Source organism: Desulfuromonas sp. KJ2020 (assembly GCF_024197615.1).
Taxonomy (GTDB): Bacteria; Desulfobacterota; Desulfuromonadia; order Desulfuromonadales; family SZUA-540; genus SZUA-540.
In genome coordinates, this window is sequence record NZ_JAKUKE010000003.1 from 939,919 (window position 1) to 956,488 (window position 16,570).

General features: G+C 57.1%; 13 protein-coding genes. 2 read left to right on the top strand and 11 right to left on the bottom strand.

Annotated features, from left to right (window positions below; translation table 11 throughout):
- The 8 genes from mtaB to MJO47_RS12830 all read right to left on the bottom strand — a co-directional run bounded on the left by mtaB (position 1) and on the right by MJO47_RS12830 (position 8,202).
- On the bottom strand, positions 1 to 1,296 hold the full coding sequence (gene mtaB / locus MJO47_RS12795) for a tRNA (N(6)-L-threonylcarbamoyladenosine(37)-C(2))-methylthiotransferase MtaB (protein ID WP_253961506.1): 1,296 nt from the start codon (positions 1,294 to 1,296) through the stop codon (positions 1 to 3).
- Positions 1,293 to 2,366 (bottom strand): tRNA 2-thiouridine(34) synthase MnmA, encoded by a 1,074-nt coding sequence (gene mnmA / locus MJO47_RS12800; protein WP_253961507.1) that lies wholly within the window; start codon positions 2,364 to 2,366, stop codon positions 1,293 to 1,295. The genes mtaB and mnmA overlap by 4 nt, the downstream gene beginning before the upstream one ends.
- A gap of 83 nt (positions 2,367 to 2,449) precedes the next feature.
- On the bottom strand, positions 2,450 to 2,818 hold the full coding sequence (gene nifU / locus MJO47_RS12805) for a Fe-S cluster assembly scaffold protein NifU (RefSeq protein ID WP_253961508.1): 369 nt from the start codon (positions 2,816 to 2,818) through the stop codon (positions 2,450 to 2,452).
- 65 nt (positions 2,819 to 2,883) lie between these two features.
- Positions 2,884 to 4,092, bottom strand: coding sequence for a cysteine desulfurase NifS (gene nifS, locus MJO47_RS12810; RefSeq protein WP_305882443.1), 1,209 nt, complete (start codon positions 4,090 to 4,092; stop codon positions 2,884 to 2,886).
- A gap of 16 nt (positions 4,093 to 4,108) precedes the next feature.
- A complete protein-coding gene (locus MJO47_RS12815) occupies positions 4,109 to 4,561 on the bottom strand; it encodes an Rrf2 family transcriptional regulator (RefSeq protein ID WP_253961509.1) in 453 nt (150 codons plus the stop codon).
- A complete protein-coding gene (gene cysE, locus MJO47_RS12820) occupies positions 4,561 to 5,253 on the bottom strand; it encodes a serine O-acetyltransferase (RefSeq protein ID WP_253961510.1) in 693 nt (230 codons plus the stop codon). Before cysE ends, MJO47_RS12815 begins: the two co-directional genes overlap by 1 nt.
- 139 nt (positions 5,254 to 5,392) lie before the next feature.
- On the bottom strand, positions 5,393 to 6,901 hold the full coding sequence (ilvA, locus tag MJO47_RS12825; protein ID WP_253961511.1) for a threonine ammonia-lyase, biosynthetic: 1,509 nt from the start codon (positions 6,899 to 6,901) through the stop codon (positions 5,393 to 5,395).
- 41 nt (positions 6,902 to 6,942) lie between these two features.
- The gene (locus tag MJO47_RS12830) at positions 6,943 to 8,202 is read right to left on the bottom strand and encodes an acetyl-CoA C-acyltransferase (protein ID WP_253961512.1); all 1,260 of its coding nucleotides are present in this window, start codon (positions 8,200 to 8,202) and stop codon (positions 6,943 to 6,945) included.
- Positions 8,203 to 8,411: 209 nt separating this feature from the next.
- Between MJO47_RS12830 and MJO47_RS12835 the strand changes: the two genes are divergently transcribed.
- Together MJO47_RS12835 and MJO47_RS12840 are read left to right on the top strand one after the other, a co-directional pair.
- Positions 8,412 to 10,031, top strand: a complete 1,620-nt coding sequence (locus MJO47_RS12835; RefSeq protein ID WP_253961513.1) for a fumarate hydratase — start codon at positions 8,412 to 8,414, stop codon at positions 10,029 to 10,031.
- A gap of 178 nt (positions 10,032 to 10,209) precedes the next feature.
- Entirely contained in the window at positions 10,210 to 11,895 is a 1,686-nt protein-coding gene (locus MJO47_RS12840) for a Na/Pi cotransporter family protein (protein ID WP_253961514.1), read from the top strand.
- 81 nt (positions 11,896 to 11,976) lie between these two features.
- On the opposite strand, the gene MJO47_RS12845 is transcribed toward MJO47_RS12840, so the two are convergent.
- The 3 genes from MJO47_RS12845 to MJO47_RS12855 all read right to left on the bottom strand — a co-directional run bounded on the left by MJO47_RS12845 (position 11,977) and on the right by MJO47_RS12855 (position 16,495).
- Positions 11,977 to 14,772: an MASE3 domain-containing protein gene (locus tag MJO47_RS12845; RefSeq protein ID WP_253961515.1), complete on the bottom strand. Its 2,796-nt coding sequence runs from the start codon at positions 14,770 to 14,772 to the stop codon at positions 11,977 to 11,979.
- Positions 14,773 to 15,010: 238 nt separating this feature from the next.
- Positions 15,011 to 15,904: an SPFH domain-containing protein gene (locus MJO47_RS12850; protein WP_253961516.1), complete on the bottom strand. Its 894-nt coding sequence runs from the start codon at positions 15,902 to 15,904 to the stop codon at positions 15,011 to 15,013.
- A 102-nt stretch (positions 15,905 to 16,006) separates the two neighbouring features.
- Entirely contained in the window at positions 16,007 to 16,495 is a 489-nt protein-coding gene (locus MJO47_RS12855; RefSeq protein ID WP_253961517.1) for an NfeD family protein, read from the bottom strand.
- Between the last annotated feature and the right edge of the window lie 75 nt (positions 16,496 to 16,570).

Genomic DNA, 16,570 nt, shown 5'->3' on the forward strand with positions numbered 1-16,570 from the left:
TCAGGCCAGTTCGCCGACCAGTCCCTCGCCCTCAAGGCCAGTGAGACGAACCCTCAGCGTTTTATCTGGCAAGTCGTCCCCTCCCCTGAAATGCACCTGCAGGTAGTTGGTCGTCAGACCTTTTCGCCAGCCATTCCGCCCGCCTCCTTCGACCACGACTTCCAGGGTCTGGCCGACAAAACGCCGGGCAAAGATTCGGGTTTTCTCTTCTCCAACAGCTCGCAGACGCGCGGCCCTTTCACGGGCCAGGGCAGAAGGCACCTGCGCGGCCATGCTGGCCGCAGGGGTACCGGGACGGCGGCTGTAGGGAAAAACATGCAGATGGCTGACGGGCAGGCTTTCAACCAGGGCGAGGGTGTTGGCGAACTCATCCTCGGTTTCGCCCGGAAAACCGGCGATGACGTCCAGACCGATGGCCGCCTGCGGCAGACGTCGATGAATGCGCTGCACGAGATCCCGGAAAAAAGCGGTCTGGTAATGACGGTTCATCCGCCGCAGGACCTGGTCGTCGCCGGCCTGCAGCGGGATGTGAAAATGGGGACAAATCACGGACGAGCCGGCCACCAGCTCGATCAGTTCATCGGTAATCTCCGTCGGCTCCAGCGAGCCCAGCCGCAGACGGCGCACGGAGGTGCCCGATTCCAACCGGCGGACGAGATCCGTCAGGGTCAAACTGGGGGTCAGGTCCGTGCCGTAGCCGCCGATATGGATGCCGGTAAGGACGATCTCGGGGTAGCCCGCCTCGACGAGACCGGCTACCTGAGCGACGACCTCCTCCGGCTGCACGGAACGGCTGCGCCCACGGGCATAGGGAATGATGCAGTAGGAACAGAAAGCGTCGCAGCCGTTTTGAATCTGCACAAAGGCCCGGCTGCGCTCGGCAAAGACGGTGGTGGACAGCACCGAGGCTTCGGTTATTTCCCGAATCGGGGAGACCTGCACGACCTGGCCGTCCACACTCTTTTCAATCCACTGCAGAAAGTCCTTCTTCTCATCATTGCCCAGCACGAGGGACACGCCGGGAATGGCCCGCAGGGCCTCGGGGTCGACCTGGGCGTAGCACCCTGTCACCACCACGCGGCAACGGGGATTGAGCCGGCGGGCTCGCCGCACAAGGTTGCGGGATTGGGCGTCGGTGGCACTGGTCACTGTACACGTGTTGACGATGACCAGATCGGCGCCCACATCGAAGGGAACCACCTCGTAGCCGGCTCGCCGCAGATGCTCCTCCATGGCAGCCGACTCGAACTGGTTGGTCTTGCAGCCGAGGGTGGTCAATGAGACACGGCCGTTCATAGGATCCAGCCTCCGCCGAGAATCCGGTCGTCGTCAAAAAAGACCGCGGCCTGCCCCGGAGTGACGCCCTGCTGCGGTTCCTCGAAAAGGACCCTGGACTGGCCATCCGGTCCCGGGGTGATGAGAGCCTTGGCCTCCCGGTGACGGTACCGGATGCGGCAGCGGGCCCGCAGGGGTTCTGGCGGCACGGGGATATTCCAGATGGTTCCCTGCAGGGTCAGTTCGCTGACCGCGAGATGAATTCGCTCCCCCACGATAACGCGGGAAGCCGGTGCGTCGATTTTAAGGACGTAGAGCGGTTCGGGCCAGGCGATGCCAAGACCGCGCCGCTGGCCGATAGTATAGCGAAAGGTGCCCTGATGCCGGCCGAGAACCTGGCCGTTAAGATGGACAATCTCCCCTTCCGGGTGGTCGGGGAGCCCGCGCCGTTCGAGAAAGGAGACGTAATCCCCGTCCGGGATGAAGCAGATATCCTGGCTCTCGGCCTTTTGAGCCACGGGCAGCTGGAAACGGGCGGCGTGCTCCCGTACCCTCGCCTTGTCCATTTCCCCCAACGGAAAAAGAACCTGGCCAAGCTGCTGCTGCGTCAAGGTGAAAAGAAAGTAGCTCTGGTCTTTATGCAGGTTTTTGCCCTTTGCCAGCACATAGCGGTCGCCTTCCTGCAGGATGCGGGCATAGTGCCCCGTCGCCAGAAAATCCCCCCCCAACTCCCGGGCCTTTTCCAGCAGCAGGCCGAACTTGAGGGTCTGGTTGCAGAGGATACAGGGATTGGGGGTCTGACCGGCGAAATAGGTCTGGCAGAAAGGCTCGACAATGCGGCGATAGAATTTGTCGCGCAAATCGAGAACGGTCAAGGGGATATCCAGCGCCTCCGCCACCCGCCGCACATCGGCGGCATGATCCGGGGCCCCCTTGCCGTTTCCGGTCTCAGGAGCGGAATTCTCCTCTTCTTTCCACAGCCGCATATTCAGGCCGGCCACGTCATACCCCTGCTCCTGGAGCAGCGCGGCGGTAACGGAGGAATCCACCCCCCCGCTCATGGCGACGATAACTTTTTTCCGATGTTTCATAGGAGAAGCCTCGATGAAAAAGAGGGCCACTCTCACTAGGAATGGCCCTCTCTGAAAGCTGGAAAATGCTTTAGGAAAGGCGTCTAGGCTTTTGATTCCTTGTAGTTTTTAATGGCTTCATGCAGCGCGTCCGCCGCCAGATTGGAGCAGTGCATCTTGGCGGGAGGCAGACCGTCCAAAGCCTGAGCCACGGCTGCGTTGGTCAGCTCCATGGCCTCGTCGATGGTCTTGCCGATAGCCATCTCCGTCACCATGGACGAGGTGGCGATGGCGGCGCCGCAGCCAAAGGTCTTGAACTTGACGTCCTTGATGACATCGTTTTCGACCTTGAGATAGATCTTCATGATATCGCCGCAGGAAGCATTACCCACTTCGCCGACACCATCGGCGTCTTCGATTTCACCTACGTTGCGGGGGTTGCTGAAGTGATCCATAACCTTGTCGGAATACATATCTTTTTCTCCTTTATCGCGTCTTTTTATTGAGTATTATCCGTGCTGATCCCGTATCGAAGGGGTCAGCATTTCTTGACGATCGGGCAGGTTTCACAGGTCATCGGCTGGCCGCCCCGGTTGTACAGGGGGCTCATATCCCGCAGACGTTGCACGATGGGAGGCAGCACCTCCAGAATGTAGTCGACGTCCTCTTCGGTGTTGTCCGGCCCGAGACTGAAGCGGGTGCTGGAATGGGCCAGCACCACATCCACGCACATGGCGCCCATGACGTGGGAGGGCTCCAGGGAGCCGGAGGTGCAGGCCGACCCGGAGGAGGCGGCGATGCCCTTCATATCGAAATTGAGCAGCAGCGACTCCCCTTCGATGTAGGCGAAGCTGACATTCAGGGTATTGGGTAGACGCAGGGTCGGATGACCGTTGAGCTTGACCTCGGGAATCTGTTCGAAAATCCCTTTTTCCAGGCGATCCCGCAGCGCTCGGATTTTCTCGGCGTGACTCCCCTGCTCCGCTGCTGCCAGTTCGCAGGCCACCCCCAGACCGACAATGCCAGGAACATTGTGGGTGCCGGCGCGACGGTTGCGCTCCTGGTGGCCGCCATGAATGAGCGGAGTCAGTTTGGTGCCACGGCGAATGTAGAGGGCGCCGACGCCCTTGGGGGCGCCCAGCTTGTGCCCGGAGATGACGAGCAGATCCACCCCGGCGGCCTGGACATCGACCGGGATTTTACCGACGGCCTGTACGGCGTCGCTGTGAAAACGGACCTTGTGTTTTTTGGCGATGGCGCCGATTTCTTCAATAGGAAAGATATTGCCCGTTTCGTTGTTGGCCCACATGACGGAGATGAGAATCGTCTTGTCGGTGATGGCGGCTTCGAGATCCTGCAGATCGAGCATGCCGTCGCGGTCCACCGGCAGGTAGGTAACCACGAATCCCTGCTTTTCCAGGGCCTGACAGGTGTTGAGCACAGCCGGATGCTCGACGCTGGTGGCAATGATGTGGTTTCCTTTTTCCCGCAGGGCTTCAGCCGTCCCCTTGATGGCATGGTTGTCCCCTTCGCTGCCGCAGGAAACAAAGACAATTTCGGCGGGGGAACAGTTGACCAGGCGAGCGACCTGCTCTCGGGCTTTTTCCACGGCCGGGCTGACCGCCCTTCCCGCCCAGTGCACACTGGAGGGATTGCCGAAGTGATCGCGAAAAAAGGGAAGCATCGCATCCAAAACCTCCGGCCGCACAGCCGTGGTCGCGTTATTGTCCATGTAAATCCGTTTCAAAACCACATCCTCCATATCATCGTGAAATCTCGTTGAGCCGCCGCTGGCGGTCAAGAATCTTGTCTTTGGCTTCGCGGGTCAGGTCGGCGAGAGTCATGGAGGCCAGAAAGGTGCGTATCCGTTCCCCCAACCCCTGCCACACACTATGGGTCACGCAATGGTCCGTGCAGCTGCAACGCCCCTGGGCATCCATGCAGGAAACGGGTACCAGGGTCTCCTCGACACTGTCGATAATCTGGTCTACCCGGATCTCCTCGGCGGCCCGGGCCAGGACGTAGCCGCCACCGGGTCCTCGCACGCTGTCAACGATTCCCCCCCGCCGCAGTTTGACGAAGAGCTGCTCCAGGTAAGTCAGGGAGATATCCTCCCGGGAGGCAATTTCTTTGAGTGAAACGGGGGATCCCTGCGTGTTGAGGTGCAGGCTCACCATGGCTCTGACCGCATACTGCGCTTTCGTCGAAAGACGCATCAGACCTTCTCCTTTTTCCCCGCTTCAGTCAGCTGACCTTTCAGGCGTTCCTGCTCTTCAGTAAGCGTTTTGACTTTTCTTTCCAGAGAGCGAATCTGATCAAAAAGACAGGAAATCGCCTTGGCTTCGGGGTCCGGCAGCTGGCCGTGCTCCAGGTCGGCCCGGGTAATGGACTGTCCCTCGGACATCACCACCCGCCCCGGAACGCCGACGACCGTGCTATTGGGCGGGACCTCCTTGACCACAACCGAATTGGAGCCGACCTTGCTGTTGTCGCCCACGGTGAAGGGACCGAGAATCTTGGCGCCGGAACCGACAATGACGTTGTCACCCAGGGTGGGATGGCGTTTTTCTTTGGCCCAGCTGGTGCCGCCGAGCGTTACGCCGTGATAGAGGGTGCAATTGTTGCCGATTTCAGCCGTCTCACCGATAACGACCCCCATGCCGTGGTCGATAAAGAACCCCCGTCCGATTTTGGCACCCGGATGAATCTCGATGCCCGTAAAAAACCGGCCCATCTGCGAAACCAGCCGTCCCAAAAAGAAAAAGTTCCTGACCCATAGCGCATGGGCCAGACGGTAAAAAAGCAGCGCGTGAAAGCCCGGATAACAAAAAACAACTTCCAACGAGCTACGCACAGCGGGGTCGCGGTCAAATACGGCTTTGAGGTCTTCCTTCAGGGTAGCGAACACATCAGGCTCCTTGCGTGTGGGATTAACTGACAGTCGCCTCACGATTAACATACCTGAGCGAATCTGTCAATTATTATGTCGGGGCTGTTACGTCAGCCTGACCAACAAGGCAAAACCACGGATCAGCGGGGAATCGACCTTAGAGAAAGAGCTGATAAGCTGGGTTATCGGTCTCTTCCATAAAGCGGTAGCCCAGTGAATCGAGAAATCGCTGAAATTCTGCCTGATCGCCGGCCGGTATTTCAAGGCCGATAAGGACACGCCCGAAGTCGCCGCCCTGCAGACGGTAGTGAAAGAGAGAGATGTTCCAGTTAGCTCCCATGGAAGTCAAAAACCGGCTGAGAGCGCCGGGCCGCTCCGGAAACCAGAAGCGGTAGAGAACTTCCTGCCCGGCCTCGGCGGAACGACCGCCGACCATGTAACGAATATGCGTTTTGGCCAGGTCGTTATCGGTGAGATCGAGGTTTTTATAGCCTTTTTCCGCCAGTTGGCGCGAGAAGGCCGCCCTCTCCTCCTCGTCTTTGATGGAAAGTCCGACAAAGATATGGGCGCCCTGGCGACTGGACAGACGGTAGTTGAATTCCGTGATGTTCCGGCCACCGACCAGTTCTCCGCAGAAGCGCTTCAGCGCGCCGGGACGCTCGGGGATAGTCACCGCAAAGAGCGCTTCCTGCTTTTCTCCCACCTGGGTCCGTTCGGCCACATAGCGCAGCCGTTCGAAATTCATGTTGGCGCCGGAGTTGATGGCAACCAGGGTCTGTCCGGTGATCTTTTCCTGCCGTACATATTTTTTGAGCCCGGCCAAGGCCAGCGCCCCGGCGGGTTCGGCAATGGAACGGGTCGCTTCATAGGTGCTCTTGATGGCGCTGCACAACTCGTCCGTATCGACCCGGATGACCTCATCGACGTATTTGCGGCAGTAATCGAAAGTCAGCTTGCCGACCTCTCGGACGGCCACCCCATCGGCAAAGATCCCTACATAATCGAGAATGACCCGATGCCCCAATTCCAGAGAGCGAGCCATGGCATCGCTGTCGACAGGTTCCACCCCGATGATGCGCACTTCCGGCCGAAGCGCCTTGAAATAGGCGGCGATACCGCTGATGAGACCGCCACCGCCGATGGGGACGAACACGGCATCCAGCCGTCCCGAGTTTTGCCTCAGAATCTCATCGGCCACCGTACCCTGCCCGGCAATCACCAGTTCGTCATCAAAGGGATGGACGAAGGTCATCCCCGTCTGTTCAACCAGTTCCTGGCAACGGGCGGCCGCCTCGGAGTAGTTGTCACCATGCAGTACGACCTCGGCGCCCAAAGCCTTGACAGCTGAAATCTTGATCGCCGGAGTCGTCACTGGCATGACGATCACCGCGCGAACCCCCAGTTGACGGGCCGCATAGGCGACGCCCTGAGCGTGATTTCCAGCGGAGGCGGCAATCACGCCGCGAGCCAGTTCTTCTGCACTCAGGTGCGCTACTTTGTTATAGGCACCGCGCAATTTGAAGGAGAAGATCGGCTGCAGGTCTTCCCGCTTGAGAAGAATACGGTTATTCAGGGAACACGACAGACCGGGTGCCTCCTCCAGAGGGGTCTCCACGGCCGCTTCATAGACGCGAGAGGTCAGGATACGCTTGAGCATTTTCTGCATGATGAAATTCCCTCGATAACATTGAATATCAGTCTAAACAATCAATCTCTTTCGAGAATCATGGCCGCAGCCATGGCGCCGGCGGCACAGATGGAAACCAGGCCATAGCGGGACTTTTTTCTGGCCATCTCGCCGGCCAGGGTGGTGACGATGCGCGCGCCCGTGGCCGCGAAGGGATGCCCGACGGCAATGGAACTGCCGAGGGGGTTGAGGATCGCCTGGTCGACCACACCGATGGCCTCATCCTTCCAACCCTGCTCCCAGGCGGCAAGATTGCAGGCGACCTGGGCACCGAAAGCTTCATGCATCTCCACGATATCCATGTCACGCAAAGACAGACCGGTCCGACGCAGCAAAGCCGGCACCGCCAGGGCGGGGGCCATTAGCAGACCATCGTCGGGATGCAGGGAGGCGAAGTGCACATCGCGGATAAAGGCCAGCGGCTTACGCCCTTCTTTGGCAGCCCGCTCTTCCGACATGAGTAGCACCCCTGCCGCGCCGTCCGTAAGAGGGCTGGAATTTCCGGCCGTCAGGGTTCCCCGACTGGAGCGGTCAAAAACCGGCCGCAGCGAACCGAGTCTTTCCAGGCTCGTATCACCGCGCACGATCATGTCGCGGTCGATGCCTTTTAGAGGGGCGATTTCCGCAGCGAGGCGGCCGTCTGCCGTCGCCTGGGCCGCTCGTAGGTGACTGCGCAGGGCGATCTCGTCCTGAACCTGCCGGGATATTTGCCACTGCTTGGCCATAATCTCGCAATGTTCGCCCATGGACAACCCGGTGGACGGCTCTTTGACCGACAGGGATTCGGGGCGAAAATGCCGTGGACGCAGACGGAGAAGGGCCTTGATTTGTTGGCTGGTGGAGGAAGCCAGACCGGCCTCCAGAAAAATACGGGAAGCCTCCCGGCTGAATAGGATAGGTGCCTGTGACATGGATTCGACACCGCCGGCAATGCCGGCTTCGGACCTGCCGCCGGCGATGGCATCCGCCAGGTTGGCTATGGCATGAGCCGAAGTGATGCAGTTGTTGGAGACCATATAGCCGCGAATGCGCGCCGGCAATCGAAGGTCGAGCACGATCTCCCGGGCAATATTGGAAATCCTGGGGTCATGAATGACTCGCCCCCAGACAATATCGTCCAGACTATCGGCTACTACACCATAACGGGACAACATCTCGGCGACCACATGGGTAGACATCGCCAGAGGAGACAGATCTTTAAAATAGGTTCCCGCTTTGACAAAAGGGGTTCGCAGTCCGCCGACCACAGCGACTCGCCGTCCATTTAAGGATTTACCCATGCAAAGACCTCCTTCCTGCAAAGAGTTCGGCCTATTGTCGGCGACCTGCCGCAGTTTGACAAGGATTAATTCTTTGAAATTTTTTCCCTGATAGCGGACCTTGGTGTCGACAAATATAGCTGACTTATATATACTGCCTTGCTGAATGTTCATTTCAAGCGCAGAGGCCTTCTGCCGCGCGTTTCATATCATGAAAAGGAGAGAAAACCATGCCGGAGTTCACGTACCAGGATCCCTTCCCCGTAGGTAAAGACACCACCAAATACTACAAGATCCCCGATTCGGAAAAATATGTTTCCGTCGCCAACTTCGATGGCAAGGATGTCCTCAAGGTCGATCCCGAAGCCCTCACGGTTCTGGCCAACCAGGCTATGAAAGACGTCTCCTTCCTACTGCGCCCCGAACACAACGAGCAGGTCGCCAAGATCCTGCGTGATCCCGAAGCTTCCCCCAATGATCGCGGCGTCGCCATGGCTTTTTTGCGCAACGCGGAGATCTCGGCCAATTTTGAACTGCCTGTCTGCCAGGACACCGGCACCGCTACCATCGTCGCCAAAAAAGGCCAACAGGTTTGGACGGGCTGCAAGGACGAGCAATATCTCTCCAAGGGCGTTTACAAGACCTACACCGAAGAAAACCTGCGCTACTCCCAGACGGTCGCCCTCGACATGTACAAGGAGAAGAACACCGGCACCAACCTGCCCGCCCAGATCGACATCATGGCGACCGAAGGGGACTACTACAAGTTTCTCTTTATGGCCAAAGGCGGCGGCAGCGCCAACAAAACCATGCTCTACCAGGAGACCAAAGCGCTGCTCACCCCCGAGAAGCTGGAGAAGTTCCTGGTCGAAAAGATGAAATATCTCGGCACCGCCGCCTGCCCGCCCTACCACATCGCCTTTGTTATCGGCGGTACCAGCGCCGACGCCTGCATGAAGACCGTCAAACTGGCCACGGCCAAGGAACTCGATGGACTGCCCACCGAAGGCAATGAGCATGGTCAGGCTTTCCGTGATACCGCCCTTGAAGCCAAGCTTCTGGAGGCCGCGCAGAAGCTCGGCATCGGCGCCCAGTTCGGCGGCAAGTATTTCGCCCATGACGTCCGCGTCATCCGCCTTCCCCGCCACGGCGCCTCCTGCCCCGTCGGCATGGCGGTTTCCTGCTCCGCGGATCGCAACATCAAGGCGAAAATCACCCGCGAGGGCCTCTTCGTCGAAGAGATGGACCGCAATCCCGGTCGCCTCATTCCCGACCAGTATCGCGGCAAGCATGGCCACGGCACCCGCATCGACCTCAACCGCCCCATGAAAGAGATCCTGGCCGACCTGTCCAAACTTGAAGTTGGCGCCCCCCTGCTCCTGCAAGGGACCATCGTGGTCGGCCGCGACATCGCGCATGCCAAGTTCAAGGAAATTCTCGATTCCGGCAAGCCACTGCCCGACTATCTCAAGAACCACCCCATCTACTACGCAGGCCCGGCCAAGACGCCGGCTGGCAAGCCCTCCGGTTCTTTCGGGCCGACCACGGCCGGCCGCATGGACTCCTACGTCGATCTGCTGCAAGAGAACGGCGGCTCCATGATCATGATCGCCAAGGGCAACCGTAGCCAGCAGGTCACCGACGCCTGTAAAAAGCATGGCGGCTTCTACCTCGGTTCCATCGGCGGGCCGGCTGCCGTTCTGGCCGAAGAAAACATCAAAAAGGTCGAATGCATCGATTTCCCCGAACTCGGCATGGAGGCCGTCTGGAAGATCGAGGTTGAAGATTTCCCTGCCTTCATCCTGGTGGACGACAAGGGCAACGACTTCTTCAAAAAGCTTGGCCTCTAACCATCGAGTAAAGATTGCTTTACCCTCAAAAAGCCCCGGAGATCACCCCGGGGCTTTTTCATGCCGCAAACCTTAGCAAAAGCACACGACAACGTCCTTGACAGGTTTGGCTTTTCCGGTTAAAAGGCATGGCGTAACCTAGTACACCAACAGCCAAAACGATTGAGAGACCTACCCTATGCTCGAACCTTTTAAGATGACCTACACGGTCCTGGGCGGCCTCGGAATTTTCATCCTCGGGATGAAATATCTCTCCGACAGCCTGCAGATGCTCTCCGGCGGCCTCATCCGCAAAGCGATCTCCTCCCTGACTTCCAACCGCATCCTGGCGGTGATCGTCGGCTTGTCCATCACGGCCTTTGTACAGTCTTCCTCCATCACCACCGTCATGGTCGTCGGCCTGACCAATGCCGGGCTCATGCAGCTGAGCCAGGCCATAGGGGTTATCCTCGGCGCCAATATCGGCACCACCATCACCGGCTGGATCCTCGCAGTCAAGGTGGGTAAATATGGCCTGCTGCTGGTCGCTCTCGGCATCTTTCCGATGCTTTTTTCCAAGAACGAGAGAATCTCCGCCATAGCCAAGGTTTTTGTCGCTCTGGGTCTTATCTTTTTCGGCCTGGAGATCATGAGCGACGCCTTTAAACCTTTGCGAACCCATGAGGGCTTCATGAACCTCATGCTGCTGCTGGATGCACAGTCGCTGTTGAGCCTGCTGGGTTGCGTCGCCATCGGCTGCGTCATGACCATGATCGTGCAGAGCAGTTCCGCCATGTTGGGCATTACCATCGCCCTGGCCTCCACAGGGGCGATCCCCATTCACACCGCTATCGCTCTGGTCATGGGTGAGAACATCGGCACCACGATCACCGCCCAGCTCGCCGCCATCGGCAGCACCGTGGCGGCCCGGCGAGCCGCCATGGCCCACAGTACCTTCAATGTCCTTGGGGTTTTCATCATCATCACCATATTCTCCCCCTTTGTCGGGCTGGTAGAAATGCTCGTGCCTGGTTCCGCCGATTTCATCAACGCTGAAGGCAACCACCCTTATGCGGCGGCCCATATCGCTCTAGCCCATTCCATGTTCAACGTGACCGCCACCCTGGCGATGTTGCCCTTTCTCAAACAACTGGAGCGTCTTGTCGTCCGCATCATTCCTGAAACGGGTGGAATAGAAAAGGGGCCGTTCAAATACATCGGCCCGCCGGGCAGCATGCCTGTCGCCATGGGAACCTCCATGGTGCTGCAGGAACTGATACGCATGCATACCAGAGTTCACAAGGCTCTTCGTCACGTGGGAAGCCTGCTTCATCGCGATCTTAAGGGCAGGGATCGCTTTTACCAGAAAGTGAAGGAAATCGAGCAGCAAACAGATGTTATGCAGCATGAGATCACGACCTTCACTGTTACCCTCATGCAGGCCGGCAAAGCAAGCAAGGAACAGTCCGACATGGCCTATGGCTACGTGCGGGCGGCCGACGAGCTGGAATCTATAGCTGATTACACAGCCTCCATCTGCTCTTACATGAAACGCCTGGAAAAGCATGAACTGGACTTCAGCGATGACGCCTGGAAAGACCTCATCCGCTTCCATCACGAAGTGCTGGTTTTCTACAACCACGTCAGCGACTCCTTTAAGGAGGAAAAGCCCACGGATGCGGCCAGTATCCGCCAGGAGGCCAGTCGGCTCAATGATCTGGCGGACGAGATACGCAACGCGCATCTCGCCCGCACCAAGGCCGGTGCCTGCGGCGCCCTGCCAGGCCTGACTTTTAGCGACATGGCGGTGGCTTTGCGCCGGATCAAGAACCATACGGTCAACCTGCACGAAGCTCTCTGCTTCGAGACAACCCCCGAAGCCTGATTCTTTTCATTAAAAAAGGAAGGTCCTTTTAACCAGGGCCTTCCTTTTTTAGGGAATCGCGCAATTGTTCACCAGTTTGCTCTAAGCCTCAGGCGGCTCGCCCAGATCCGACGCCATAAAATCCACCAGACTTTTTTCTACCCTCTCCATCTCATCCTGAAGTTGCTGCAGCAGTTCTTCCCCCGTTTTCATCTGCTGCGACTCAGCCAGGCTTTCGATCCTCTGCAGCAGCTCCACGGCCGCGCCAGCCCCGAAAATTCCCACGACCGATTTAAGCGAATGGGCTATTTTTTCGGCGCCTTGACCGTCGCCTTGCCTGAAAGCATGGAGAAGATCATGAAGGGAGTGGGGATAATCATGTCGAAACTGGCCAACGAGATCCGCGAGAAAACGGCGGTCGCCATTGACCGCATAAAGGAAATCGTCCAAATCGATTGCAGCCTGACTCCTTAACCTTGGCACCGGAAGGAGGCGCTCTACAGCGTTATAGAGCGCATCAACCTGAATCGGTTTAGTGACATAGTCATCCATGCCGGCATCCAGACATTTTTGGCGGTCAGCCTTGGTCGCATGGGCCGACAGACCTACAATAGGCAGGTGTTCCCCTCGTGTTTTCTCGGCTTCTCGAATGAGGCGAGTCGCCTGCAAACCATCCATGCCAGGCATCTGAACATCCATCAGGACAAGATCAATGCCCCCCTGTTCAATCAGCGTCAAGGCTTGGCTGCCATCGGAAGCAAGGCGGACAGTCCACCCCCGCTTTTCCAGGAGAGTTCTGGCGAGCAACTGATTAACGCGGTTGTCTTCGACCAAAAGGATGCAAGCTGGAACAGGAGCACAATACTCAGGGTTGACAGTCGGCATCTGCCTATCGATACCGATCTCCTGAGGCTGAAAGTTTTCGATGATGGCGTTAAAGAGTTTTGAGGGTTGAATTGGTTTGACCAGGCAACTTCCCGCCTCCCTCGCCCAGGAGACCTCAGCGTGGGACGAAATATCCGTCGAGGGGAGCAAGAGGATGACATGATCCGGCAGGAGATTTTCCCGACGGAGACGCTCCACAACAGCCTTGCCCCTGATGTCCGGCATGTCTTCATCGATCATCAACAACTGGAAGGGATGACCCTGGGCCGCGGCCTCCCGCAATGATTCGATTGCCTTGTCACCACCTGCAACATCAACTGTTTCGAGCCCCCATCCCGCCAGTGTTTCGGAGAGAAAGCGCCGACTGGTGTGATTGTCGTCGACAATAAGAGCTCTGATGCCCCCTAGATCGCAATGAGGGGTATGAGCCACCGAGCTGTCCTCAACCTCGGCCGCAGACAGAGAGAGGGCAAAGGAAAAAAGGCTGCCCTGCCCTACGTGACTTTCAACCTGGATCTGGCTCCCCATGGCTTCGATGATCTGCTGGGAAATAGCCAGACCAAGGCCGGTTCCGCCATAGTTGCGGGAAACCGAGTTGTCCACCTGACTGAATTTTTGGAAGAGACGATCCAGGCGATCAGCAGGTATGCCTATTCCAGTGTCCTTAATGGAAAAACATAGGGTGTATCGACTCTTATCCGCCTCCACTTCCATCACGGTCACTTCGACCACCACCTCGCCCTGCACCGTAAACTTAACGGCATTGCCAACCAGGTTGGTCAACACCTGCCGGAGACGACTGGGATCGCCGACCAGAGTGAGGGGCACCTCTGGCGCAATATGGCAAACCAGTTCAAGCCCTTTTTGGTGAGCACGCACGGCCAGAGCGCGGCAGGTGTCCTCCACCATGTCCCGCAGAGTAAAAGGACTTGCCTCCAGCTCCAGAAACCCCGCCTCGATTTTGGAAAAATCAAGAATATCATTAATAATCTTCAGCAAAGACTTGCCGGATGACCGGACCATTTCCAGATATTCCCGCTGCACGCGAGTCAGAGAGGTGTCCAAGGTCAATTCGGTCATGCCGATGATGGCATTCATGGGAGTGCGAATCTCATGACTCATCGCTGCCAGGAAATCACTTTTGACCTGACTTGCCTCCTCGGCCCTCTCCTTGGCGCGCATAAGATCTGCAAAAAGGCTTCGATACGGATATCGTAGCGCCCCCCGAATCAGGGCATAATAGATCAGAATCAGGGCCAGGAACTTGAAGACATGACCGAGATAATTAAAGAAACCATACACATCGGCATAGAGGGTAAAACTCATCTCGGCGAGAACGGTCAGAGCGAGCGATCCGACCAGCAACGGAACGATTCGTGAAGCAAACCGGGTACGACGGCGCCAGAAAAGGATACCTGCCGCTATTAAAAGAGCCGAAACGATAAATTCGCTGGCGATCTTGAACGAGGTTAAGCCCTGACCAGCCACGAAACAGTCAGGAAACCAGCCCTGTACGATGGAAATCGTCAAAATCGTTGCAGCGGCCATGGAGCCAACAAGGGTTGAAGCCGCAGGTAGTGGTCTGCGGCCCACCAGCAGAGCGGCGGCGAGCAACCCCAAACCCTGAAAATAGCGAGCGGCAAGCCAGAACTGGGTGGGCTGATTGGAGTTCCAGACCGGGAAGACCCCCATCCCTTTATAGGCCAGGGTGTGCAAAAGATCGAGGCCGGCAACCCCTAGAAAGGTGCAGGCAATCATCAGCAACGGACCGCTGCGGGCAAAGGTGCGGGTGTTCCAGCCGATACTGAAAATCGTGATGGCAACCCCGACACTCAGCATCTCGACGATAGTGTGAAAGAGAAGGTAGTTATGCTGGCTCAGAGGAAAAAGAGGAACGAGAATGGCGAGACAAAGTGTGAATTTAAGCAGAAATGTACGCAGAAGTTTTAATGATGACCCCGAGGGGGTGCCTTGATCTGCATTCAAAGATGCCGGATTGTCGGATAGTTTCATAGGATTGTCTTCTCATGAGAGGTCGATGCGACTATAGCAAAAAATGACCGAACGGCCAAACGGGAAACCAACCCGGGCATGTGACGACCTAAACCGTCTTTTAAAAGGATACAAAAACGGCCAACCTCCACGCTGGGGAAGTTGGCCGTTTTTGTATTCAAAACCGATGAACAGGCTGCCGTTTGTGAAAGTGGCAGGCTGAACCCTCTGCTACGTCAGCCTGTTGGCAGACAGTTCATTACTTCATGCCTTTAAGTCCGAACATTCCCTGTAATGCAGCCGGCAGATCGGCCGGCAGGATCACCGTTTTGGCGTTCTCGGAGACACCCAACTCCTGCAGAGCGGTGATATATTTTTCCCCCAGCAGATACAGCGCCGGCAGTTGTTCAGAACCAATGCCTTGCTGTACCAAAGCCAGAGCATCTTTGGTGGCGTTGGCCAGCACGATACGGGCTTCGGCCTGTCGACGAGACGCTTCCAGATCCCCTTCCGCCGCCAGAATCGAGGCTTGTTTTTTACCTTCGGCGGTTAGGATGGCGGCCTGTTTTTCGCCTTCTGCCTCGGTAATGGCCGCCCGACGAATCCTTTCGGCAGCGGCTTGCCGTTCCATGGAAGCCTGCATGGTGGATGACGGCTTGATGTCCTGAATCTCGATACTTTTGACCGTCAGACCCCAATCTTCCAGATCCGTCGAAATGGCCTGAATGAGTCTGACTTTGATCTGTTCACGGGAGCTGAGCGCATCATCGAGGTCCATTTGGCCGATAATGGCACGCAGATTGGTCATGACCAGGTTGCGGGTGGCGTGCTCGTAATGATCGATCCCGAAAATAGCCTTGTGAGGGGTATGGATGTTGATGAAGGCAATGGCGTTGGTAATGATCACCGCATTATCCCGCGTGATGACTTCCTGACTGGGAATATCTAGGGAGATGTCTTTGCGTGTGACCTTGGCGGCGATGGTGTCGATGTAGGGGATAATGATGTTCAAACCCGGCTTCAGTGTCGATTGATACTTGCCGAGACGCATAATGACAAATTCGTAGCCCTGCGGGACAATCTTGACTCCGGCGGAGATGGTGATGACAACAAGCAACAAAATGGCGCCAATAATAATCAGTGCGATATCCATGATTTTTCCTTTAACTGGAGCGATAATAGGACCCGCCGCAAACAGTCTCGGCGTCAAATGGCGTGGTCAGAACAAACGTGTTTAAACTAGAAGCACCGTCTCTTAGTGAACCTTCTCAACTTTGAGAATTTTTCCATCCCCCGTGCGATCTTCCTCTCCCCCGACTGAAACCAATACGGCCACCACCCGGAGACGGTCCCCGGTGTTGATCGGTTCATCGGCCGTATACGCCCAGGATTCGTAGCCAAGAACGGGGACAGAAAAAACCACGCGACCGCTCTCCCCGGGAACCAGGGCTCTGGTGGCGGCAATGCCGGTCTGGCCGACGGCGAGGTTCTCATCCATCGCGGAGGATAAGTTTCTTTGGCGCGGGCGAAAATAGCGAAACCACCCAAAGGTGAAAAAAATACTGGAGACGGAAAAGACCAGCAACTGCCATTCAAGAGCCAGGCCTGGCAGAACCGCCACTAAAAGACCGGTTAAAAGGGCCCCCAGGCCGAACCAGAAGATGGTAAAGGAAGGAACCACCAGTTCAAGAAGCACCAGAATGATCCCCACCAGAACCCAATGCCACCAGAGTAGAGTTGTCATTGCCCCTCAACTTTAAAAATCCGTGAATTATCCATTGGCTGCGCCGGCATGATTCCACAAACCTGCCGGCAATAC